This is a genomic window from Streptomyces sp. NPDC001852 (assembly GCF_042891825.1).
Classification (GTDB): Bacteria; Actinomycetota; Actinomycetes; order Streptomycetales; family Streptomycetaceae; genus Streptomyces.
Window position 1 is genome coordinate 67,507 of record NZ_JBIATN010000024.1, and the last position, 14,881, is coordinate 82,387.

The following is a 14,881-nucleotide window of genomic DNA, read 5'->3' on the forward strand; positions in this document are numbered from 1 at the left end:
GGGAGCGGTCGAGGGGCACCACGGGCCGTCTTGTCATGCGCCGGAAGACGACGACCGGTACCGCACCCGCGCCCCAACCCTCCGAGAAGATCCAGATCAGCGCGCTGCAGGCGATGTGCCGACAGGTCTTCGGCTTCCGCCTGGCCATGATCGCCCTGGCCGCCCCCGCCGCGCTGCTCCACGCGGCCCCCGGTCTCGGTGCCCGCCTGGTCGGCGCGGCCGTGGTCGTCACCTTCATGGTGTCCTACGTCCTCTTCCGCGACTGGGAGCGCTTCGGCCCGCTCCTCCTGCGCCACCCCAGCCTCCTGGCCGCCGACACCCTCTTCGGCTCGTTCCTGCTGATCTCGGCCGGCCCGGACACCACGCTCGCCTACGTCAGCGTCTGCACCCCGCTGCTGGCGGGCCTGGTCTACAGCTGGCGCGGCGCGGCGTTCTTCGCCTCCCTCCAGTCCCTGATCCTGCTGCTGGTCCACGCCACGCTGAAGGCCGACCGCCACGCCCCGGTGGCGGAAGCGCTGCTCCTCCCCGGCCTGTGCGTCATCGCCGGTGCCATGGGTTCGACCCTGCGCAACCTGATGCTCCGCTTCGGCGCCGCGACCCACGCCCTGACGGCGGTCCAGGCACGCCTCGCGGCGGCGGAGGCGGTGAGCGCGGAACGCGCCCGGCTGGCCCGCGAGATGCACGACTCCGTGGCCAAGACCCTGTACGGCGTCGCGCTGGCGGCGGACGGCCTGGCGGCCACGGCCTCTTCCGGCACACCCGACCCCGACCGCATCCGGCAACAGGCGGAACTGGTGTCCCGCTCGGCGCGCAGGGCGGCGGCGGAGTCGAGGGAGCTGCTGACGGATCTGCGGCGACAGCAGCCGGATCCGCCCGGCGGGGGCGCGACGACGGTATGGCAGGAACTGGCCGATGCAGCAGGCGACTTCACGGACCGCACGGGCCTACGGGTCACCTTCCCGGACCTGGACCCGCACCGTCTCCCCCCGGTGCCCGCCCCTCTGGCCCGCCACCTCCTGTCCATCGCCACGGAAGCGCTGGAGAACGCCCACCGCCACGCGCGCGCGACCCACGTGGAGATGAGGGCGGCGCTGCACGGGGACTTGCTGCGCCTCACGATCCACGACGACGGCCGGGGCCTCCCGCCCGGTACCACGCTCGAACGGCTCCGCGACGCGGGCCACTTCGGCCTGCTCGGCATGGTGGAGCGGGCCGCGCAGATGGGCGCCCGGATCCGCATCGGTCGGGGCGGCCACGAACGAGGCACGGAGGTACGCGTGGAATTCCTCGTGTCGTCTCTGCCGCCCCAGTCACCCGTGGCCCCCGAGAGGAGGCACGATGCAGCACAGTGACCCCTGGCCCGAGGCCGCCCCCTCGCCACCACCTCCCTTGCGTCTGCTGGTGGCCGACGACAACCCCGTGGTCCGGGCGGGCCTGACGGCCCTGCTGTCGGGGCGCGAGGACACCACGGTGGTCGCGGAGGCGGCGGACGGCCGGGAGGCCTACGAGGCGGCCGTACGACACCGCCCGGACGTCATCCTCCTCGACGTCCGCATGCCCGGGGTCGACGGAATCTCGGCATTGCCGCACCTGGTGCGGCTCGCGCCGGTCATGATGCTCACCTACAGCCACGAGACGGAGACCGTGCGGGAGGCGTTGCGGCTGGGGGCGGGGGGATACCTGGTCCACGGCGAGTTCACGACGGAGCAGCTGGTGCGCGCGGTACGGGATGTCCGGGAGGGGCGGCCGCATGTGACTCCGGGGGCGGCGAAGGCGTTGCTGACAGCCCTGCGGGTGGATGCAGATGCACATGTGGAGCCTCAAGTGCCGCAATTTTTAGGGAAAAGTGAACCTCAAGTCCTTTCGCAATTGCAATCCTCCATGCCACAGTCATTCCGTTCGAGTTTCCGGCTGAGCACGAGGGAGGCGGAGATCATGGACCTCATCGCGTCCGGCATGACCAACCAGCAGATCGCCGCCGCCTGCTTCATCTCCGAGAAGACGGTCAAGAACCACATCAACCGCATCTTCGCCAAGCTCCAGACCACCACCCGGTCGCAGGCGGCGGCGAAGTGGTTGGGGGTGGCTTGAGGTGGGGGTGTGGGGGAAGCGCGTGGAATGGGCCTGGAGTTGGGCCCAGGGGCCCTTCGGCGACCGGAGCGTCGGGTCGTACGTTGCCCGGATCGGAGGCGAGTCCGGAGGGGACCACCATGAACAACTGGTTCAACACCACCGTCGCGTATCTGCAGGCTCGTGTTGCTCGCAGCGACAGGGGGCAGACCGCGGTGGAGTACCTCGGCATCATCGCAGTGGTGGTGGCGATCGTGTTGGCGATCACCGGTACGAGCATCGGTCAGACGATCTTCGACGCGATCAGGACCAAGATCAGCCAGGTCACCGGCGGCTGATTCCTCCATACCGCGACGCAGGGCAGGCCTTCCCCATCTACATCACGGTGGTGGCAGGCCTGCTCTTTCTTGCGTTGGCCTATCTGGCGGTCGGCCAGGCTGCGGTGAACCGGAGCGGCACTCAGACGGCGGCGGACGCGGCGGCTCTGGCGGCCGCTCAAAAGACCCGTGACCAGCTCGCGGGCAAGTGGGTGGACAACCTACGCGACCCGGCCAAGTGGCAGGCCATCTTTGCCGGCGTCGGGGGCGGCGACTTCTGCGGGCGAGCCGTCCAGCTTGCCGCGCAGAACGACGCGACGGCGACTTGCACGCCTGATGGGCCGCTGAGGTATGTGGTCGACGCCAGGGCGAAGAAGCCCGTGGGCAACTCGGTTGTACCTGGCACCGAGAACACGTATTCGACTGCCCACACAACTGCCGTGATCGAAGCGCTCTGCAAGCCCCCGCTGCCTGGTGAGGGCGGTGGGAACAATGAGCTGCTCCAACTCACCTGCAAGGACAAGGTCTGGCATCTGAAGCCGGATGACACCACGGGGCTGCCCAAGCCCGAGGACCTCTTCGACGTCCACCTGGCCGACTGACGAGCGAACGATCAATGACGAAGGAAGCGGAGCGATGAGCATGCGGTTCACTGCGAAGGCCCGCAGGGGGATGGTCGCATTGACCGTTGCGGCTGGTCTGGCTGTCGGTGTGGCCGGCTGCGGCGGGAGCGCCGGCAATGACAAGAAGCCGTACACTTCCGCGTCCGCTTCCCAGGGCGGCAACTCCGGTCCGAGCCCCCAGGAGGGCCAATCGGACCAACCGCTGGCCGAACTCAAGGGCTCGGATGGCCTGCTTCTCCAGATCACTTCCGTGCAGCGTGATTCTGGTGGCTTTGTCACCGTGAACGGCACCCTGAAGAATGACGGGGCCGGTGATCTGCTCATCCCATCCGCCCTCAGCGGCAATGAAACCGAGATCACCAAGAACGGCCCCTCCCTCGGTGGAGCCACGCTTGTCGACTCCAAGGGCAAGAAGCGCTACTACGTACTGCGCGACACAGAGGGGCGCCCACTCACCACAACGGGCCTCAGCACGCTCAAGTCAGGGCAGTCGCTGCCGGTCTTCATGCAGTTCCCTTCACCGCCCACGGACACCACCGAGGTGACCCTCCAACTGCCTACCCTCTCCTCCGCCACCATCAAGATCTCCGGGTGAGCCCCATGACCACCCCCCGTCTCGCCCTCACCCTCACCACCGCCATCCTGCTGGCCGCCGGCAACCTCACCCTCGCCCACGCGGACGGCACCGATCCGAGTCAGCCCCCCGTCACCGAACCGTCCGCCGGCGCACCGGTGAAGATCGACCCACACGCCCCCGGCCTCAAGCTCCCCGAGGGCGCCACCCTCGCCGCGCCCAAGGTGCTGGACATCAAGTCGGTCGTGGAGGACCAGAGCGGGGACGAGCGACGCGAGGACACCAACGCCGATGTCACCTTCGCGCTGCAAGCCGAAGTGCTCTTCAGCAAGGACAGCGCGAAACTCGGCGACGAGGCGAAGAGCCGCATCGCCACCATCGCCGACGAGATCAAGAAGCAGAACGCGACCCAGGTCCGCGTCTTCGGCTTCACGGACAACCTCGGCTCCTCCGCCCACGGCGACGTCCTGTCCCGGCAACGCGCCAACGCCGTACAGGCCGTCCTCGACCAGGACCTGAACGACCCGAACATCACCTTCGAGGTCCGCGGCTACGGCGAGCAGTACCCGATCGCCGACAACTCCACCGAGGAGGGAAGGAGGAAGAACCGCCGCGTCGAGGTGTCCTTCCCCCGCTCGGAGGGCTGACCAGTAACCGAATGCCACTCGAGGCTGAGCGCGGGCGCGCCGGGATCGTCGCCCACGCGGGCCCGACGGAGTCGCCCTCGGTGTCGCGGCAGCCGTGCACGTGGCACGACGCTGACCTTCGCCCTCGACGGCACCGCTCTAGGAACCGCCGTCGCCCACCTCGTACTCGAACCAGATCCGATGGGTGCCGTCCGCGTCGATGCGCAGCCCGCCGGACCCCCGGATGCCGGCCAGCGCCGCGGTCCCGCTGCCCGGCACGATCACCAGGTACTCGGCCTCTCTGCCCTCCCCGAGGGTCGTCGCCGAGTGGGCGAAGTTGAAGCTGCCGCTTCTCCCGCCGAGGCTCCCCTCGAAGGACTCCATGGCGACGTACGTGCCGGTGCCGCTGGACTGGTCGTACGCCGCGGTGAACAGGGTCTGCGACACCCCGGCGACCTCACCCTCGTACCGCTTGCGCATCGTGGCCACCCCGACCGGCACCGCCGTCTCGACCACCGGCTCCGGCAGCCGCACGTCCGCCGGAGTGAACTCCTCGACCTTGAACGTCCCTGAAGCTCTCATGCCGCGATGCTAGGACGCACCACTGACAACGCCCGGTACGGGCCGGACAGGCCGCGGAACCCGTTACGCCGTCTCGATGCTCAGCGGAACCCCCGCCCGCAGCCCCCACCCCGCCATCGCCCCCGCCTCCGCCTCCAGTACGTGCCGGGCCCGGAGCCGGGGCAGGCCCAGGCGGCCCGGCCGCATCGTGCGGACCGCGAGGACGGTCAGGCGGCGGTCCAGGTAGGCGACGTCGATCGGGATGCGCATGCCGAAGGTGTGCACACCGCTCGCCGGGGACAGCAGCATCGCCCCGGCGATCGAGTCCCGGCCCAGCAGACCCCTCGTCCGGGCCCGGTAGGAGGCCGCGATCTCCAGGGGGAGGACCAGCGGGGCGGCCGTCGGGGCCTCGCCGCCCTCGTCCCGCGGCACGATCAGGCTGCCCGGACCGTCCCGCCAGCGTCTTCCCATGTGCCCTCCCGCGCGCCTCGGTGCCGACAACTCTCCGTCGGCCAAAACCTGTTGTCACCCCACGTCCTCCCCACTAGGAAGAGGTCCATGACTGGACTCGGTGTCGTCTTCCGCCCCCAGCTTCCGCCCGAGCGGCTGCGGGCGGTGGCCCGCGCGGCGGACGAAGCAGGGCTCGAGGAACTGTGGTTGTGGGAGGACTGTTTCCGGGAGGGCGGGATGGCGACCGCCGCCGCGGCGCTCGCCTGGACCGAGCGGGTGCGGGTCGGTGTCGGGCTGCTGCCCGTGCCCCTGAGGAACGTGGCGCTCACCGCCATGGAGGCCGCCTCCCTGCACCGGATGTTCCCGGGGCGGGCCACCGTCGTCGTCGGGCACGGGGTACAGGACTGGATGGGCCAGGTCGGCGCCCGCCCCGCCTCGCCCCTCACTCTCCTCGGCGAGCATCTCGACGCCCTGCGCGCCCTGTTGGGCGGGGAGCGGCTCACCGTGCGGGGGCGGTACGTCTCCCTCGACGACGTCGCGCTCGACTGGCCGCCGCAGCAGGCCGTGCCCGTGTTCGCCGGCGCCACCGGGCCACGCACCCTCCGCCTCTCCGGCGCCAGGGCCGACGGTACGGTCCTCACCGCCGCCACCTCCCCGGACGGCGTACGGCAGGCCCGGCAACTCATCGAGGAGGGGCAGAAGGATTCCGGGCGCGGGGAGCAGCACCCCGTGGTCGTCTATCTGCTCGCCGCCACGGGCCCCGACGCCGGCGCCCGGCTGCGGGCCGAACTCGCCGACGAAGGGCTGGAGTCGTCCACGGACGTGGGCGTGGCGGGGGACGCGGACACCGTGGCCGCTGCCGTACGGCGGCTCGCCGAGGCCGGTGCCGACACCGTCGTGCTGCAGCCGACCGCCGGCGAGCCCGACCCGGAGGCCTTCGTGCGGTTCGCCGCCGAGGAGGTACGCCCGCTGGTGCCGTAACCGCAGGTGGCGAGGCGTTGTCAGAGGCCGCTGCCACACTGCCTCCCATGACCGGTGAGCACGGAGAGCACAGTGAAGTGAGTCTGCGGGCTGTCACGGACGACGATCTGCACGTCCTCCTCGCCTTTGAGCACGACCCGGAAGCCGTCCGGCGGTCGAGGTTCACCCCCCGGCCGCGGGACGCCTTCCTCAGACACTGGCGCGAGCGGGTCCTCGGCGATCCCGACTGCCTCGTGCGGACCGTCACCGTGGGCGGCGAGGTCGCCGGGAGCGTCGTCTCCTGGACGGCGGACGCCAAGCGGCGGTTCGTGGGCTACTGGCTCGGGCGTCCGTACTGGGCACGGGGCGTCGGCACGCGCGCGCTCGGGCTCTTCCTGGAGCTGGAGCGCGTACGGCCGCTGTACGCCGACCCGTTCGGCGGCAACACCGCCTCCGTCCGTCTGCTGGAGAGACACGGCTTCGAGCGGGCCGGAACCGTCCGGCACGGAGAGGACGAGCACATCCTCCTCGTGCTCGGCGGGCCGGCGCGGACCCCATGACCCCGATCCCCGCCCCTGGCAGCTGCCCTTCGAGCCGACCTGGGAGGCCCTGCGGGCCGGGAGACGGCCGCCTCGCCCGGTCAGCCGGCCGGCACGCTGGTCCACGCCCATGTGCCGCACGTCGTCCACGCCGCCGCCGACGACGGATGGCGTGGCATCGAGCGGGTTCCGGAGGCCGGCGGCGCGATCGCGGCCCGCTGGGCACGGCGCGAGAGCCCCCTGGAGGGGCCGTTGCGGCCGCTCGCCCGGTTCGGCGCGCTGCTCATGCGGCCGTGGGAGGTGCGGTACGGACCGGAGCGGGTGGCGGAGGGTGCGGGCGCGCGGGAGGCCCGGCGGTTGCTGGACACCGGGCTGCTCACCGCCCCGCCCTCCGAGGCGGCCTACGCCCTCGCCGCCCCGCCTTCGGCCGGCCCGCGTGGGTGACGCGCGCCGGGCCGCCCCGCCCTTCTCAGCTCCTGCCCGTGACCGGCGGGTGGTCCCCGGTGGCCCCGTCGATCAGTTCCCGCAGGATGTCCATGTGGCCGGCGTGCCGTGCGGTTTCCTCCACCATGTGGACCAGGGTCCAGCGCAGGGTCACGGTGATGTCCCGCCAGGCCGGGCTGCCCTGGGCGTCCAGCGGCAGCGCGGTGATGACCGCGTCGGCCGCGGCGCGGGCACGGCCGTAGAAGGCGACGATCCGCTCGGTGGTCTCCTCGGGGGTGACCCGCATGTCGTCGTGCGGATCGAACCACAGGGGCTCGGCCTCGCCGCCGAACGTCTCCACGAACCAGCCGTACTCGACGGCGGCCAGATGTTTCACCAGGCCCAGCAGGTTGGTGCCGGACGGTGTCATCGGCCGGCGCAGCTGCTCGTCGTCCAGGCCGTCCAGCTTCCACAGCACGGCGTCCCGGTGCCGGTCCAGGCTCGCGTGCAGGGTCTGCTTCTCTCCGGCGGAGTATGTCGTCATACGGGCGGAAAATAGCAGGCCGCACCGGCAACGCCCTGGGATCATGGACGGCATGTCAGCGAACCGCTCCTTCGAGGACCTCGTGGCCGAGGGCGCCGCCGTGCCCACCGAGGGATGGGACTTCTCCTGGTTCGCGGGGCGGGCCGTCGAGGAGCGGCCCTCGTGGGGGTTCGCCGTGACGGCGGGGGAGCGGCTGGCCCGGGCCGAGGCCGTGCTGGACGTCCAGACCGGCGGCGGTGAGGTGCTGGACTTCGCGCTGGGCAGGGCCGAGCCCGCCCGGCCGGTGCTGGCGGCCGCCACGGAGGGCTGGCCGCCGAATGTGGCCAAGGCCACCGCGCTGCTGCGGCCGCGCGGCGTGGTGGTCGTCGCCGCCCCGGACGACGCGCCGCTGCCGTTCGCCGACGAGACGTTCGACCTGGTGCTCAGCCGCCATCCGGTGCGGCCCTACTGGGACGAGATCGCCCGGGTGCTGCGGCCGGGCGGCACGTACTTCGCCCAGCATGTCGGGCCGGCCAGCGTCTTCGAGCTGGTGGAGTACTTCCTCGGGCCGGTGCCCGAGGAGGTGCGCTCCGGCCGGGACCCCGGGCGTGAGCGGGCCGACGCCGAGGCGGCGGGCCTCGAGGTGGCGGGCCTGCGGGCGGAGCGGCTGCGGATGGAGTTCCACGACATCGCCGCCGTCGTCCACTTCCTGCGCAAGGTGGTGTGGATGGTCCTGGGCTTCACGGTCGAGGCCTACCAGCCGCAACTCCGTGCGCTGCACGAGCGCATCGAGGAGGGGCCGTTCGTGGCCCACAGCACCCGGCACCTCTTCGACGTCCGCAAGCCCGGCTGACTCACCCGCAGTTCACCGACGGTTTCCACATCGTTATCCGGTGCGGTTCACATCAGCCTCATCCTTCACATAAGTTCAGACCAAGGTAATTCGCGCCGGCAAACCCGCGCGGGTGGCACCGCGCAGTGGAGGGGGCTGCGCGGTGCCCTGAAACCCGGCGATCCTCCGGGCCGTCGTAGCGGAACCGTCAAGTCATCGTTCGCTGACCGGGTAGCCCGTCGGGGGGACCCTGGAGCAACTCGCCGAGATGTCACCAAGATGGCGTAAACGGGTCAGATCTCTTCGAACCATTTCGTATCTGATCGGTTTTCCCTGGGAATCCGCTGTGAACCGGCCATGCGGCACCCCTGAACCCGGCATTCCGCGGCCCTCAGGGCGTCGCCGGGCGATTCCGGAGAGTAGTTGTGTCCCGCCAATGCACCCACCATCCCTTACGAAGGGTTATGGTGGAAACCCCCCCTCGGGCCGGTCCGTCTCCCCCCCACGGACCGGCCCGTTTTTCATGCCGCCACCGGCGGACCGTCGCAGGGGGCTCCGGGAACCGCTGGGCGCACGACGAGCGTCGCCCTCCACAGGGGCGCGGGCTGTGCCCGACATGGAGGAGCGACCGGCCGCAAGGGACCCGAACCCGACGACGGATCCCCAAGCCCCCCAAACCCCCGATCCCCAAACCCGGGCCGGAACCCAGCCCCCAGCGGGGGGTAGGCTCAACAACCTCCCGCACCCCAACCCCCGCCACCCCCCGGAGGGCCACGTGAACCTGCGCGACAACCTGCGCAGCCTGCTCGTCAGGCTCTACGCACGCCGGGTGGAGGGCCACCTGGACCACGCTCAGGTGCCCAAGCACATCGGCGTCATCATGGACGGCAACCGCCGCTGGGCGAAGGCGTCCGGCTCCACCACCGTCCACGGGCACCGGGCCGGAGCGGACAAGATCGAGGAGTTCCTCGGCTGGTGCACCGAGACCGACGTCGAGGTCGTCACCCTGTGGCTGCTGTCCACGGACAACTTCGACCGGCCGCAGGACGAGCTCGTCCCGCTGCTCGGCATCATCGAGGACGTCGTCCGCACGCTCGCCGCCGACGGCCGCTGGCGCGTGCACCACGTCGGCACCATGGACCTGCTGCCCGGCGGCATGCAGCGCACCCTGAAGGAGGCCGAGGAGGCCACCGCCCACATCGACGGCATAGTGGTCAATGTCGCGATCGGGTACGGCGGGCGGCAGGAGATCGCCGACGCCGTGCGCTCCATGCTGCTCGACGCCCACGACAAGGGCACCACGATGGAGGACCTCGCCGAGTCCGTCGACATCGACATGATCGGCCGTCATCTCTACACCGGCGACCAGCCCGACCCGGACCTCGTCATCCGCACCAGCGGCGAGCAGCGGCTGTCCGGATTCATGCTGTGGCAGACCGCGCACTCCGAGTACTACTTCTGCGAGGTCTTCTGGCCCGCCTTCCGCAAGGTCGACTTCCTGCGCGCCCTGCGCGACTACGCCGCACGTCACCGCCGTTACGGCGGCTGAGCATCACCGCCGCACGACGCCCCGCCGGCCACCGCGCCGACGGGGCGTTCGGCATACCCCGGATTCGGGCGGACGTAACGAGGAGTTCACCGGCACGCCGGTGGCCACTTTTGCATGGCGGTGCATGTTCGAGGGCATAAGCCAGTCAGGTCGACACCCGAACCACGGGTGTCGGATCTCAGCGGGCGGCACGGGGCCGTCCGCCCGGGAGGCCCGTTGCACCAGCCCGACCGTGCCCTCACTGCACGGAAGCAGACGCGGAGGGCCGGTTCTCGGCCCGCGCACACGCATCGCGGCCGTCGACCGGTCCAGCTCGATCTCGTCGCTCCCCGACCTCATCCGAGGGGGTACGTCCTTCCGTGGTGACCAGCGCAAAGCGCCACAAGCCAGACCGGCGCACCTATGTTCTCGACACCAGCGTCCTGCTGGCCGACCCGAACGCCCTGACACGCTTCGACGAGCACGAGGTCGTGCTCCCCATCGTGGTGGTCACGGAACTGGAGGCCAAGCGGCACCATCCGGAGCTCGGCTACTTCGCCCGCCAGGCCCTGCGCCTGCTGGACGACTACCGGGTGAAGTACGGTCGCCTCGACGCCCCCATCCCGATCGGGGAGCTGGGCGGGACCGTCCGTGTCGAGCTCAACCACTCGGACCCCAGCGTGCTGCCCACCGGCTACCGCCTGGGGGACAACGACTCCCGCATCCTCGCGGTGGCCCGTAATCTGCAGGCCGAGGGGTACGACGTCACCGTCGTGTCGAAGGACCTGCCCCTGCGGATCAAGGCGTCCTCGGTCGGTCTGCTCGCCGAGGAGTACCGCGCGGAGCTCGCCATCACGGAGAACTCCGGCTGGACCGGAATGTCCGAACTGACGCTCTCCGGCGAGCAGGTGGACATCCTCTTCGAGGAAGGCCGGCTCTACGTCCCCGAGGCCGCGGAACTGCCGGTGCACACCGGGCTGACGATCCACTCCGAGCGCGGCAAGGCGCTCGGCCGGGTCAGCGCCGAGGGCAACGTCCGCCTGGTGCGCGGCGACCGTGAGGCGTTCGGCATCAAGGGCCGCAGCGCCGAGCAGCGCATCGCGCTCGACCTGCTGCTCGACCCGGACGTCGGGATCGTCTCGATGGGCGGCCGGGCCGGCACCGGCAAGTCGGCGCTGGCGCTGTGCGCGGGCCTGGAGGCGGTCCTGGAGCGCCGCCAGCACCAGAAGGTGATGGTGTTCCGGCCGCTGTACGCGGTCGGCGGGCAGGAGTTGGGCTATCTGCCGGGCAGCGAGGCGGAGAAGATGAGCCCGTGGGCGCAGGCCGTCTTCGACACGCTGTCGGCGGTCACCAGCCGCGAGGTCATCGAGGAGGTCACCGCGCGCGGCATGCTGGAGGTCCTCCCGCTCACCCACATCCGGGGCCGCTCGCTGCACGACGCGTTCGTGATCGTGGACGAGGCGCAGTCGCTCGAGCGGAATGTGCTTCTCACCGTTCTGTCCCGAATCGGCGCGAATTCAAGGGTTGTTCTGACCCATGATGTGGCACAAAGGGACAATCTGCGTGTGGGGCGCTACGACGGGGTGGTCGCCGTCGTTGAGAAGCTCAAGGGGCATCCGCTGTTCGCCCACGTCACGCTGACCCGGTCCGAGAGGTCCCAGATTGCGGCGCTTGTGACCGAAATGCTGGAGGACGGTCACATCTGACCCCACCTGCACGGCAGTTGGCGCCGTCCGGCAAAGGCCAAGAGCCTAGCCGGGCGGCGCCTCGACGTGTGGAGCTTTCCGGAAATCCCCAGGGCCAAACGGGATGTGAGCTTTCACACGCAACACAGAATTGCCACCCGGCGTCCGGTTACGGCAGAGTCTCAGTCCTGTCAGGCCCCGCATACGACACACCTGTACCCCCAGCGGTACGGCACCACAGCAGCACCACCAACTCCACAGAGTTCGTCGTATGCCGCCCGAGCACTACGCGGCGCTCCCCGAAGGGGGAGTTGCCCACCGGGCCCGTGCCTCCCGTGACCCCGCAGTTGGGAGGCCAGTGCCAGGGGCACGATTGCGTCCGCCAGGGTCACCGAAGCGGGCGATGCTGGAAGGAAACCGTGTGAGCCGGATTTCGGTCCGGGGATTCGCAGTGGCCTCGGCCACCGCGGTCACCGCCGTCGGAAGCGTCGTCGGAGTTGCCTCGGGCAGCGTCGCGCAGAACAACAACGACGCCGAGGCGACGGCAGCCGACACCACGCTCCTCGCGGACATACCCGCGGGCCAGCAGGCCCAGGTGCAGTCCGCGTCCCTGACGCAGCAGGCCGACGCCCAGGCCATCGCCGCGGACGCGAGCGCCAAGAAGGACGCCGAGGAGGCGGCCCGCAAGGCGGCCGCGGACACCGCGATCGCCAAGAAGCAGGCGGCCGAGCAGGCGGCCAAGGACGCCCAGGCGCGCGCCGAGGCCAAGAAGGCGGCCAGCCGCGACAGCGCCCGCGACTCCTCCAGCTTCCCCGTCCAGAGCAGCTACACCGTCGCGCAGATCCAGGCGATGGCGCGGCAGATGGTGGCCGGCGACCAGTTCCAGTGCTTCAGCAACATCGTGAACAACGAGTCCAGCTGGAACTACCAGGCGGTCAACGCCTCCTCCGGCGCCTACGGCCTCTTCCAGGCCCTGCCCGCCGGCAAGTACGCCTCGGCAGGAGCCGACTGGCAGACCAACCCGGCGACCCAGATCAAGTGGGGCCTCAACTACATGAACAGCCGGTACGGCAGCCCCTGCCAGGCCTGGTCGTTCTGGGCGGCCAACCACTGGTACTAGACCCGGCCGGTCCCGCTCAACCTCGCGCAGCCCCTCCCCGTCCATAGGAGAGGGGCTTTCGCCCTGTACGGTCGTACCGGAACGCCTCCAGGGGGAGGAGAGGTGGCGAGCACGCGGGGACGCGGGGGAAGAGGACGCATCATGTCGCGAGTGCCAGGGTGGCTCGGCAAGCTCGGTGCCGGTCTCACCGAGATCAGCGAGCGCCTGGACGAGCGGCGCGCGGAGGTGGAGCGCGAGCACACCCCGGAGCCCTCGGGGACTCCGGAGCTCTCGGACAGCCCGCCCTCGGCCACTCCGCAGACCCCGCCGCAGCCCGCAGCCCCCGTTGCCGTCGTACCGCACGCCCGCCGGCCCGCACCGCCGGCTCACCGCCCCGACCCCGCCGCGGCCGTGCCCTGGGGTGTGCGGGTCGCGGCCGAGGCCGGCTGGCGGCTGCTGGTCCTCGCCGGCACGGTCTGGGTCCTGATGAAGGTCATCAGCGCGGTCCAGCTGGTGGTCTTCGCCTTCGTCATCGCCCTGCTCGTCACCGCGCTGCTGCAGCCGACGGTCGCCCGGCTCACCCGCCGCGGGGTGCCGCGCGGCCCGGCCACCGCGCTCACCGCGATCAGCGGCTTCGTCGTCATAGGGCTGATGGCCTGGTTCGTGACCTGGCAGGTCATGGAGAACATCGACACGCTCTCCAGCCAGATCCAGTCCGGCATCGACGACCTGCGCAACTGGCTGCTGAAGAGCCCCTTCCACGTCACCGACAAGCAGATCAACCAGATCGCCAAGAACCTCCGCGAGGCGATCGGAGCCAACACCGACCAGATAACGTCCGCCGGACTGGAGGGCGTTCAGGTCATCGTCGACTTCCTCACCGGGCTCCTGCTGGTGTTCTTCTCGACGCTGTTCCTGCTCTACGACGGCAGGCGCATCTGGGAGTGGTTCCTGAAGCTGGTGCCCGCCGCCGCCCGCCCGGCCATCGCCGGCGCCGGCCCGCGCGCCTGGCGCACCCTGACGGCGTACGTCCGCGGCACGGTCCTGGTGGCCCTGATCGACGCGATCTTCATCGGCATCGGCATCTACTTCCTCAACGTGCCGATGGCCGTCCCGCTGGCCGTGTTCATCTTCCTGTTCTCGTTCATCCCGCTCGTCGGCGCGGTCGCCTCCGGCGCGCTCGCGGTGATCGTGGCCCTGGTGACCCAGGGCGTCTTCACGGCCGTCATGACCCTGGTCGTCGTCCTCGCGGTCCAGCAGATCGAGGGCCACGTCCTGCAACCGTTCATCCTGGGCCGCGCGGTCCGCGTCCACCCGCTGGCCGTCGTCCTCACGGTCGCGGCCGGCGGCATGGTGGCCGGCATCGGCGGCGCGGTGGTGGCCGTACCGCTGGTGGCGGTGACGAACACGGTGGTCGGGTATCTGCGGCAGTACGCGGAGGAACTCCAGCGGCAGAAGGCCGCCCCGGACGAGCCCGTGGCCGAGAACGCGGAAGACCCCGTCCACCAGGAGTGAACGGGGTCTTCCCGAGCCGGCCTACTCGGCCAGCACGGCTTCTGCGTCGAGGGTGACGCCCACGGCCTGAACCACGGAGGCGATCTTGAACGCCTCCTGGACGACCTCGCGCTCCACGCCCGCCTTGCGCAGCACCTGCTCGTGCGAGTCCAGGCACATGCCGCAGCCGTTGATCGCGGAGACCGCGAACGACCACAGCTCGAAGTCGGCCTTCTCCACGCCCGGGTTGCCGATGACGTTCATCCGCAGGCCCGCGCGCAGGGTGCCGTACTCGTGGTCCGACAGCAGGTGGCGCGTCCGGTAGAAGACGTTGTTCATCGCCATGATGGCGGCCGCGGACTTCGCCGCGGTGTACGCCTCCGGCGAGAGGTTCGCCTTCGCCTCCGGCTCCAGCTCACGCAGCACGATCGGGGAACGGGAGGCGATGGCGGTCGCCAGCACCGTGCCCCACAGCTGCTGCGCCGGCAGGTCCGAGTTGCCGATGACCGAGCCCAGGTTGAGCTTCAGGTCCTTGGCGTAGTCCGGGACGCGGGACTTCAGCGAGTCGAGCGACATG

At 70.5% G+C, this 14,881-nt stretch carries 18 protein-coding genes; 14 read left to right on the forward strand and 4 right to left on the reverse strand.

Annotation, left to right across the window (positions count from 1 at the left end; all coding sequences use genetic code 11):
• The first annotated feature begins 35 nt into the window (after positions 1-35).
• From ACFYZB_RS33105 to ACFYZB_RS33130, 6 genes are all read left to right on the forward strand, one after another.
• Positions 36-1,352: a sensor histidine kinase gene (locus tag ACFYZB_RS33105; protein ID WP_388764812.1), complete on the forward strand. Its 1,317-nt coding sequence runs from the start codon at positions 36-38 to the stop codon at positions 1,350-1,352.
• Positions 1,339-2,091: a response regulator gene (locus tag ACFYZB_RS33110; protein ID WP_388764814.1), complete on the forward strand. Its 753-nt coding sequence runs from the start codon at positions 1,339-1,341 to the stop codon at positions 2,089-2,091. The genes ACFYZB_RS33105 and ACFYZB_RS33110 overlap by 14 nt, the downstream gene beginning before the upstream one ends.
• A 119-nt stretch (positions 2,092-2,210) precedes the next feature.
• Complete coding sequence (locus ACFYZB_RS33115) at positions 2,211-2,408, forward strand: Flp family type IVb pilin (protein WP_388764816.1); 198 nt, start codon at positions 2,211-2,213, stop codon at positions 2,406-2,408.
• Positions 2,405-2,989 carry a pilus assembly protein TadG-related protein gene (locus tag ACFYZB_RS33120; protein ID WP_388764933.1) on the forward strand — a complete coding sequence of 195 codons (585 nt, stop codon included), beginning with the start codon at positions 2,405-2,407 and terminating at the stop codon, positions 2,987-2,989. Before ACFYZB_RS33115 ends, ACFYZB_RS33120 begins: the two co-directional genes overlap by 4 nt.
• Positions 2,990-3,023: 34 nt before the next feature.
• Entirely contained in the window at positions 3,024-3,605 is a 582-nt protein-coding gene (locus ACFYZB_RS33125; protein WP_388764817.1) for a hypothetical protein, read from the forward strand.
• Between the two features lie 5 nt (positions 3,606-3,610).
• Complete coding sequence (locus ACFYZB_RS33130) at positions 3,611-4,231, forward strand: OmpA family protein (protein WP_388764820.1); 621 nt, start codon at positions 3,611-3,613, stop codon at positions 4,229-4,231.
• 138 nt (positions 4,232-4,369) lie between these two features.
• On the opposite strand, the gene ACFYZB_RS33135 is transcribed toward ACFYZB_RS33130, so the two are convergent.
• The gene (locus ACFYZB_RS33135; protein ID WP_388764821.1) at positions 4,370-4,792 is read right to left on the reverse strand and encodes a DUF3224 domain-containing protein; all 423 of its coding nucleotides are present in this window, start codon (positions 4,790-4,792) and stop codon (positions 4,370-4,372) included.
• Between the two features lie 63 nt (positions 4,793-4,855).
• Positions 4,856-5,242, reverse strand: a complete 387-nt coding sequence (locus ACFYZB_RS33140; protein WP_388764822.1) for a DUF192 domain-containing protein — start codon at positions 5,240-5,242, stop codon at positions 4,856-4,858.
• On the opposite strand from ACFYZB_RS33140, the gene ACFYZB_RS33145 reads away from it, so the two are divergent.
• The 3 genes from ACFYZB_RS33145 to ACFYZB_RS33155 all read left to right on the forward strand — a co-directional run bounded on the left by ACFYZB_RS33145 (position 5,243) and on the right by ACFYZB_RS33155 (position 7,164).
• On the forward strand, positions 5,243-6,202 hold the full coding sequence (locus ACFYZB_RS33145; RefSeq protein ID WP_388764824.1) for an LLM class flavin-dependent oxidoreductase: 960 nt from the start codon (positions 5,243-5,245) through the stop codon (positions 6,200-6,202).
• Positions 6,203-6,249: 47 nt separating this feature from the next.
• Positions 6,250-6,741, forward strand: coding sequence for a GNAT family N-acetyltransferase (locus tag ACFYZB_RS33150; protein ID WP_388764826.1), 492 nt, complete (start codon positions 6,250-6,252; stop codon positions 6,739-6,741).
• 111 nt (positions 6,742-6,852) lie between these two features.
• The gene (locus ACFYZB_RS33155) at positions 6,853-7,164 is read left to right on the forward strand and encodes a hypothetical protein (protein WP_388764828.1); all 312 of its coding nucleotides are present in this window, start codon (positions 6,853-6,855) and stop codon (positions 7,162-7,164) included.
• Between the two features lie 25 nt (positions 7,165-7,189).
• Here the strand turns inward: ACFYZB_RS33155 and ACFYZB_RS33160 are convergent, their stop codons facing one another.
• Positions 7,190-7,687 (reverse strand): DinB family protein, encoded by a 498-nt coding sequence (locus tag ACFYZB_RS33160; RefSeq protein WP_388764829.1) that lies wholly within the window; start codon positions 7,685-7,687, stop codon positions 7,190-7,192.
• A 52-nt stretch (positions 7,688-7,739) separates the two neighbouring features.
• On the opposite strand from ACFYZB_RS33160, the gene ACFYZB_RS33165 reads away from it, so the two are divergent.
• From ACFYZB_RS33165 to ACFYZB_RS33185, 5 genes are all read left to right on the forward strand, one after another.
• Positions 7,740-8,519: a class I SAM-dependent methyltransferase gene (locus ACFYZB_RS33165; protein WP_388764830.1), complete on the forward strand. Its 780-nt coding sequence runs from the start codon at positions 7,740-7,742 to the stop codon at positions 8,517-8,519.
• Positions 8,520-9,273: 754 nt separating this feature from the next.
• Positions 9,274-10,047, forward strand: coding sequence for an isoprenyl transferase (locus ACFYZB_RS33170; protein WP_388764833.1), 774 nt, complete (start codon positions 9,274-9,276; stop codon positions 10,045-10,047).
• A 359-nt stretch (positions 10,048-10,406) separates the two neighbouring features.
• The gene (locus tag ACFYZB_RS33175) at positions 10,407-11,732 is read left to right on the forward strand and encodes a PhoH family protein (protein WP_351209108.1); all 1,326 of its coding nucleotides are present in this window, start codon (positions 10,407-10,409) and stop codon (positions 11,730-11,732) included.
• Positions 11,733-12,132: 400 nt separating this feature from the next.
• Positions 12,133-12,831, forward strand: coding sequence for a transglycosylase SLT domain-containing protein (locus ACFYZB_RS33180; RefSeq protein WP_351209107.1), 699 nt, complete (start codon positions 12,133-12,135; stop codon positions 12,829-12,831).
• Positions 12,832-12,972: 141 nt separating this feature from the next.
• Complete coding sequence (locus ACFYZB_RS33185) at positions 12,973-14,325, forward strand: AI-2E family transporter (protein ID WP_388764836.1); 1,353 nt, start codon at positions 12,973-12,975, stop codon at positions 14,323-14,325.
• 21 nt (positions 14,326-14,346) lie between these two features.
• Here the strand turns inward: ACFYZB_RS33185 and ACFYZB_RS33190 are convergent, their stop codons facing one another.
• Entirely contained in the window at positions 14,347-14,880 is a 534-nt protein-coding gene (locus ACFYZB_RS33190; protein ID WP_351209105.1) for an alkyl hydroperoxide reductase, read from the reverse strand.
• Between the last annotated feature and the right edge of the window lies 1 nt (position 14,881).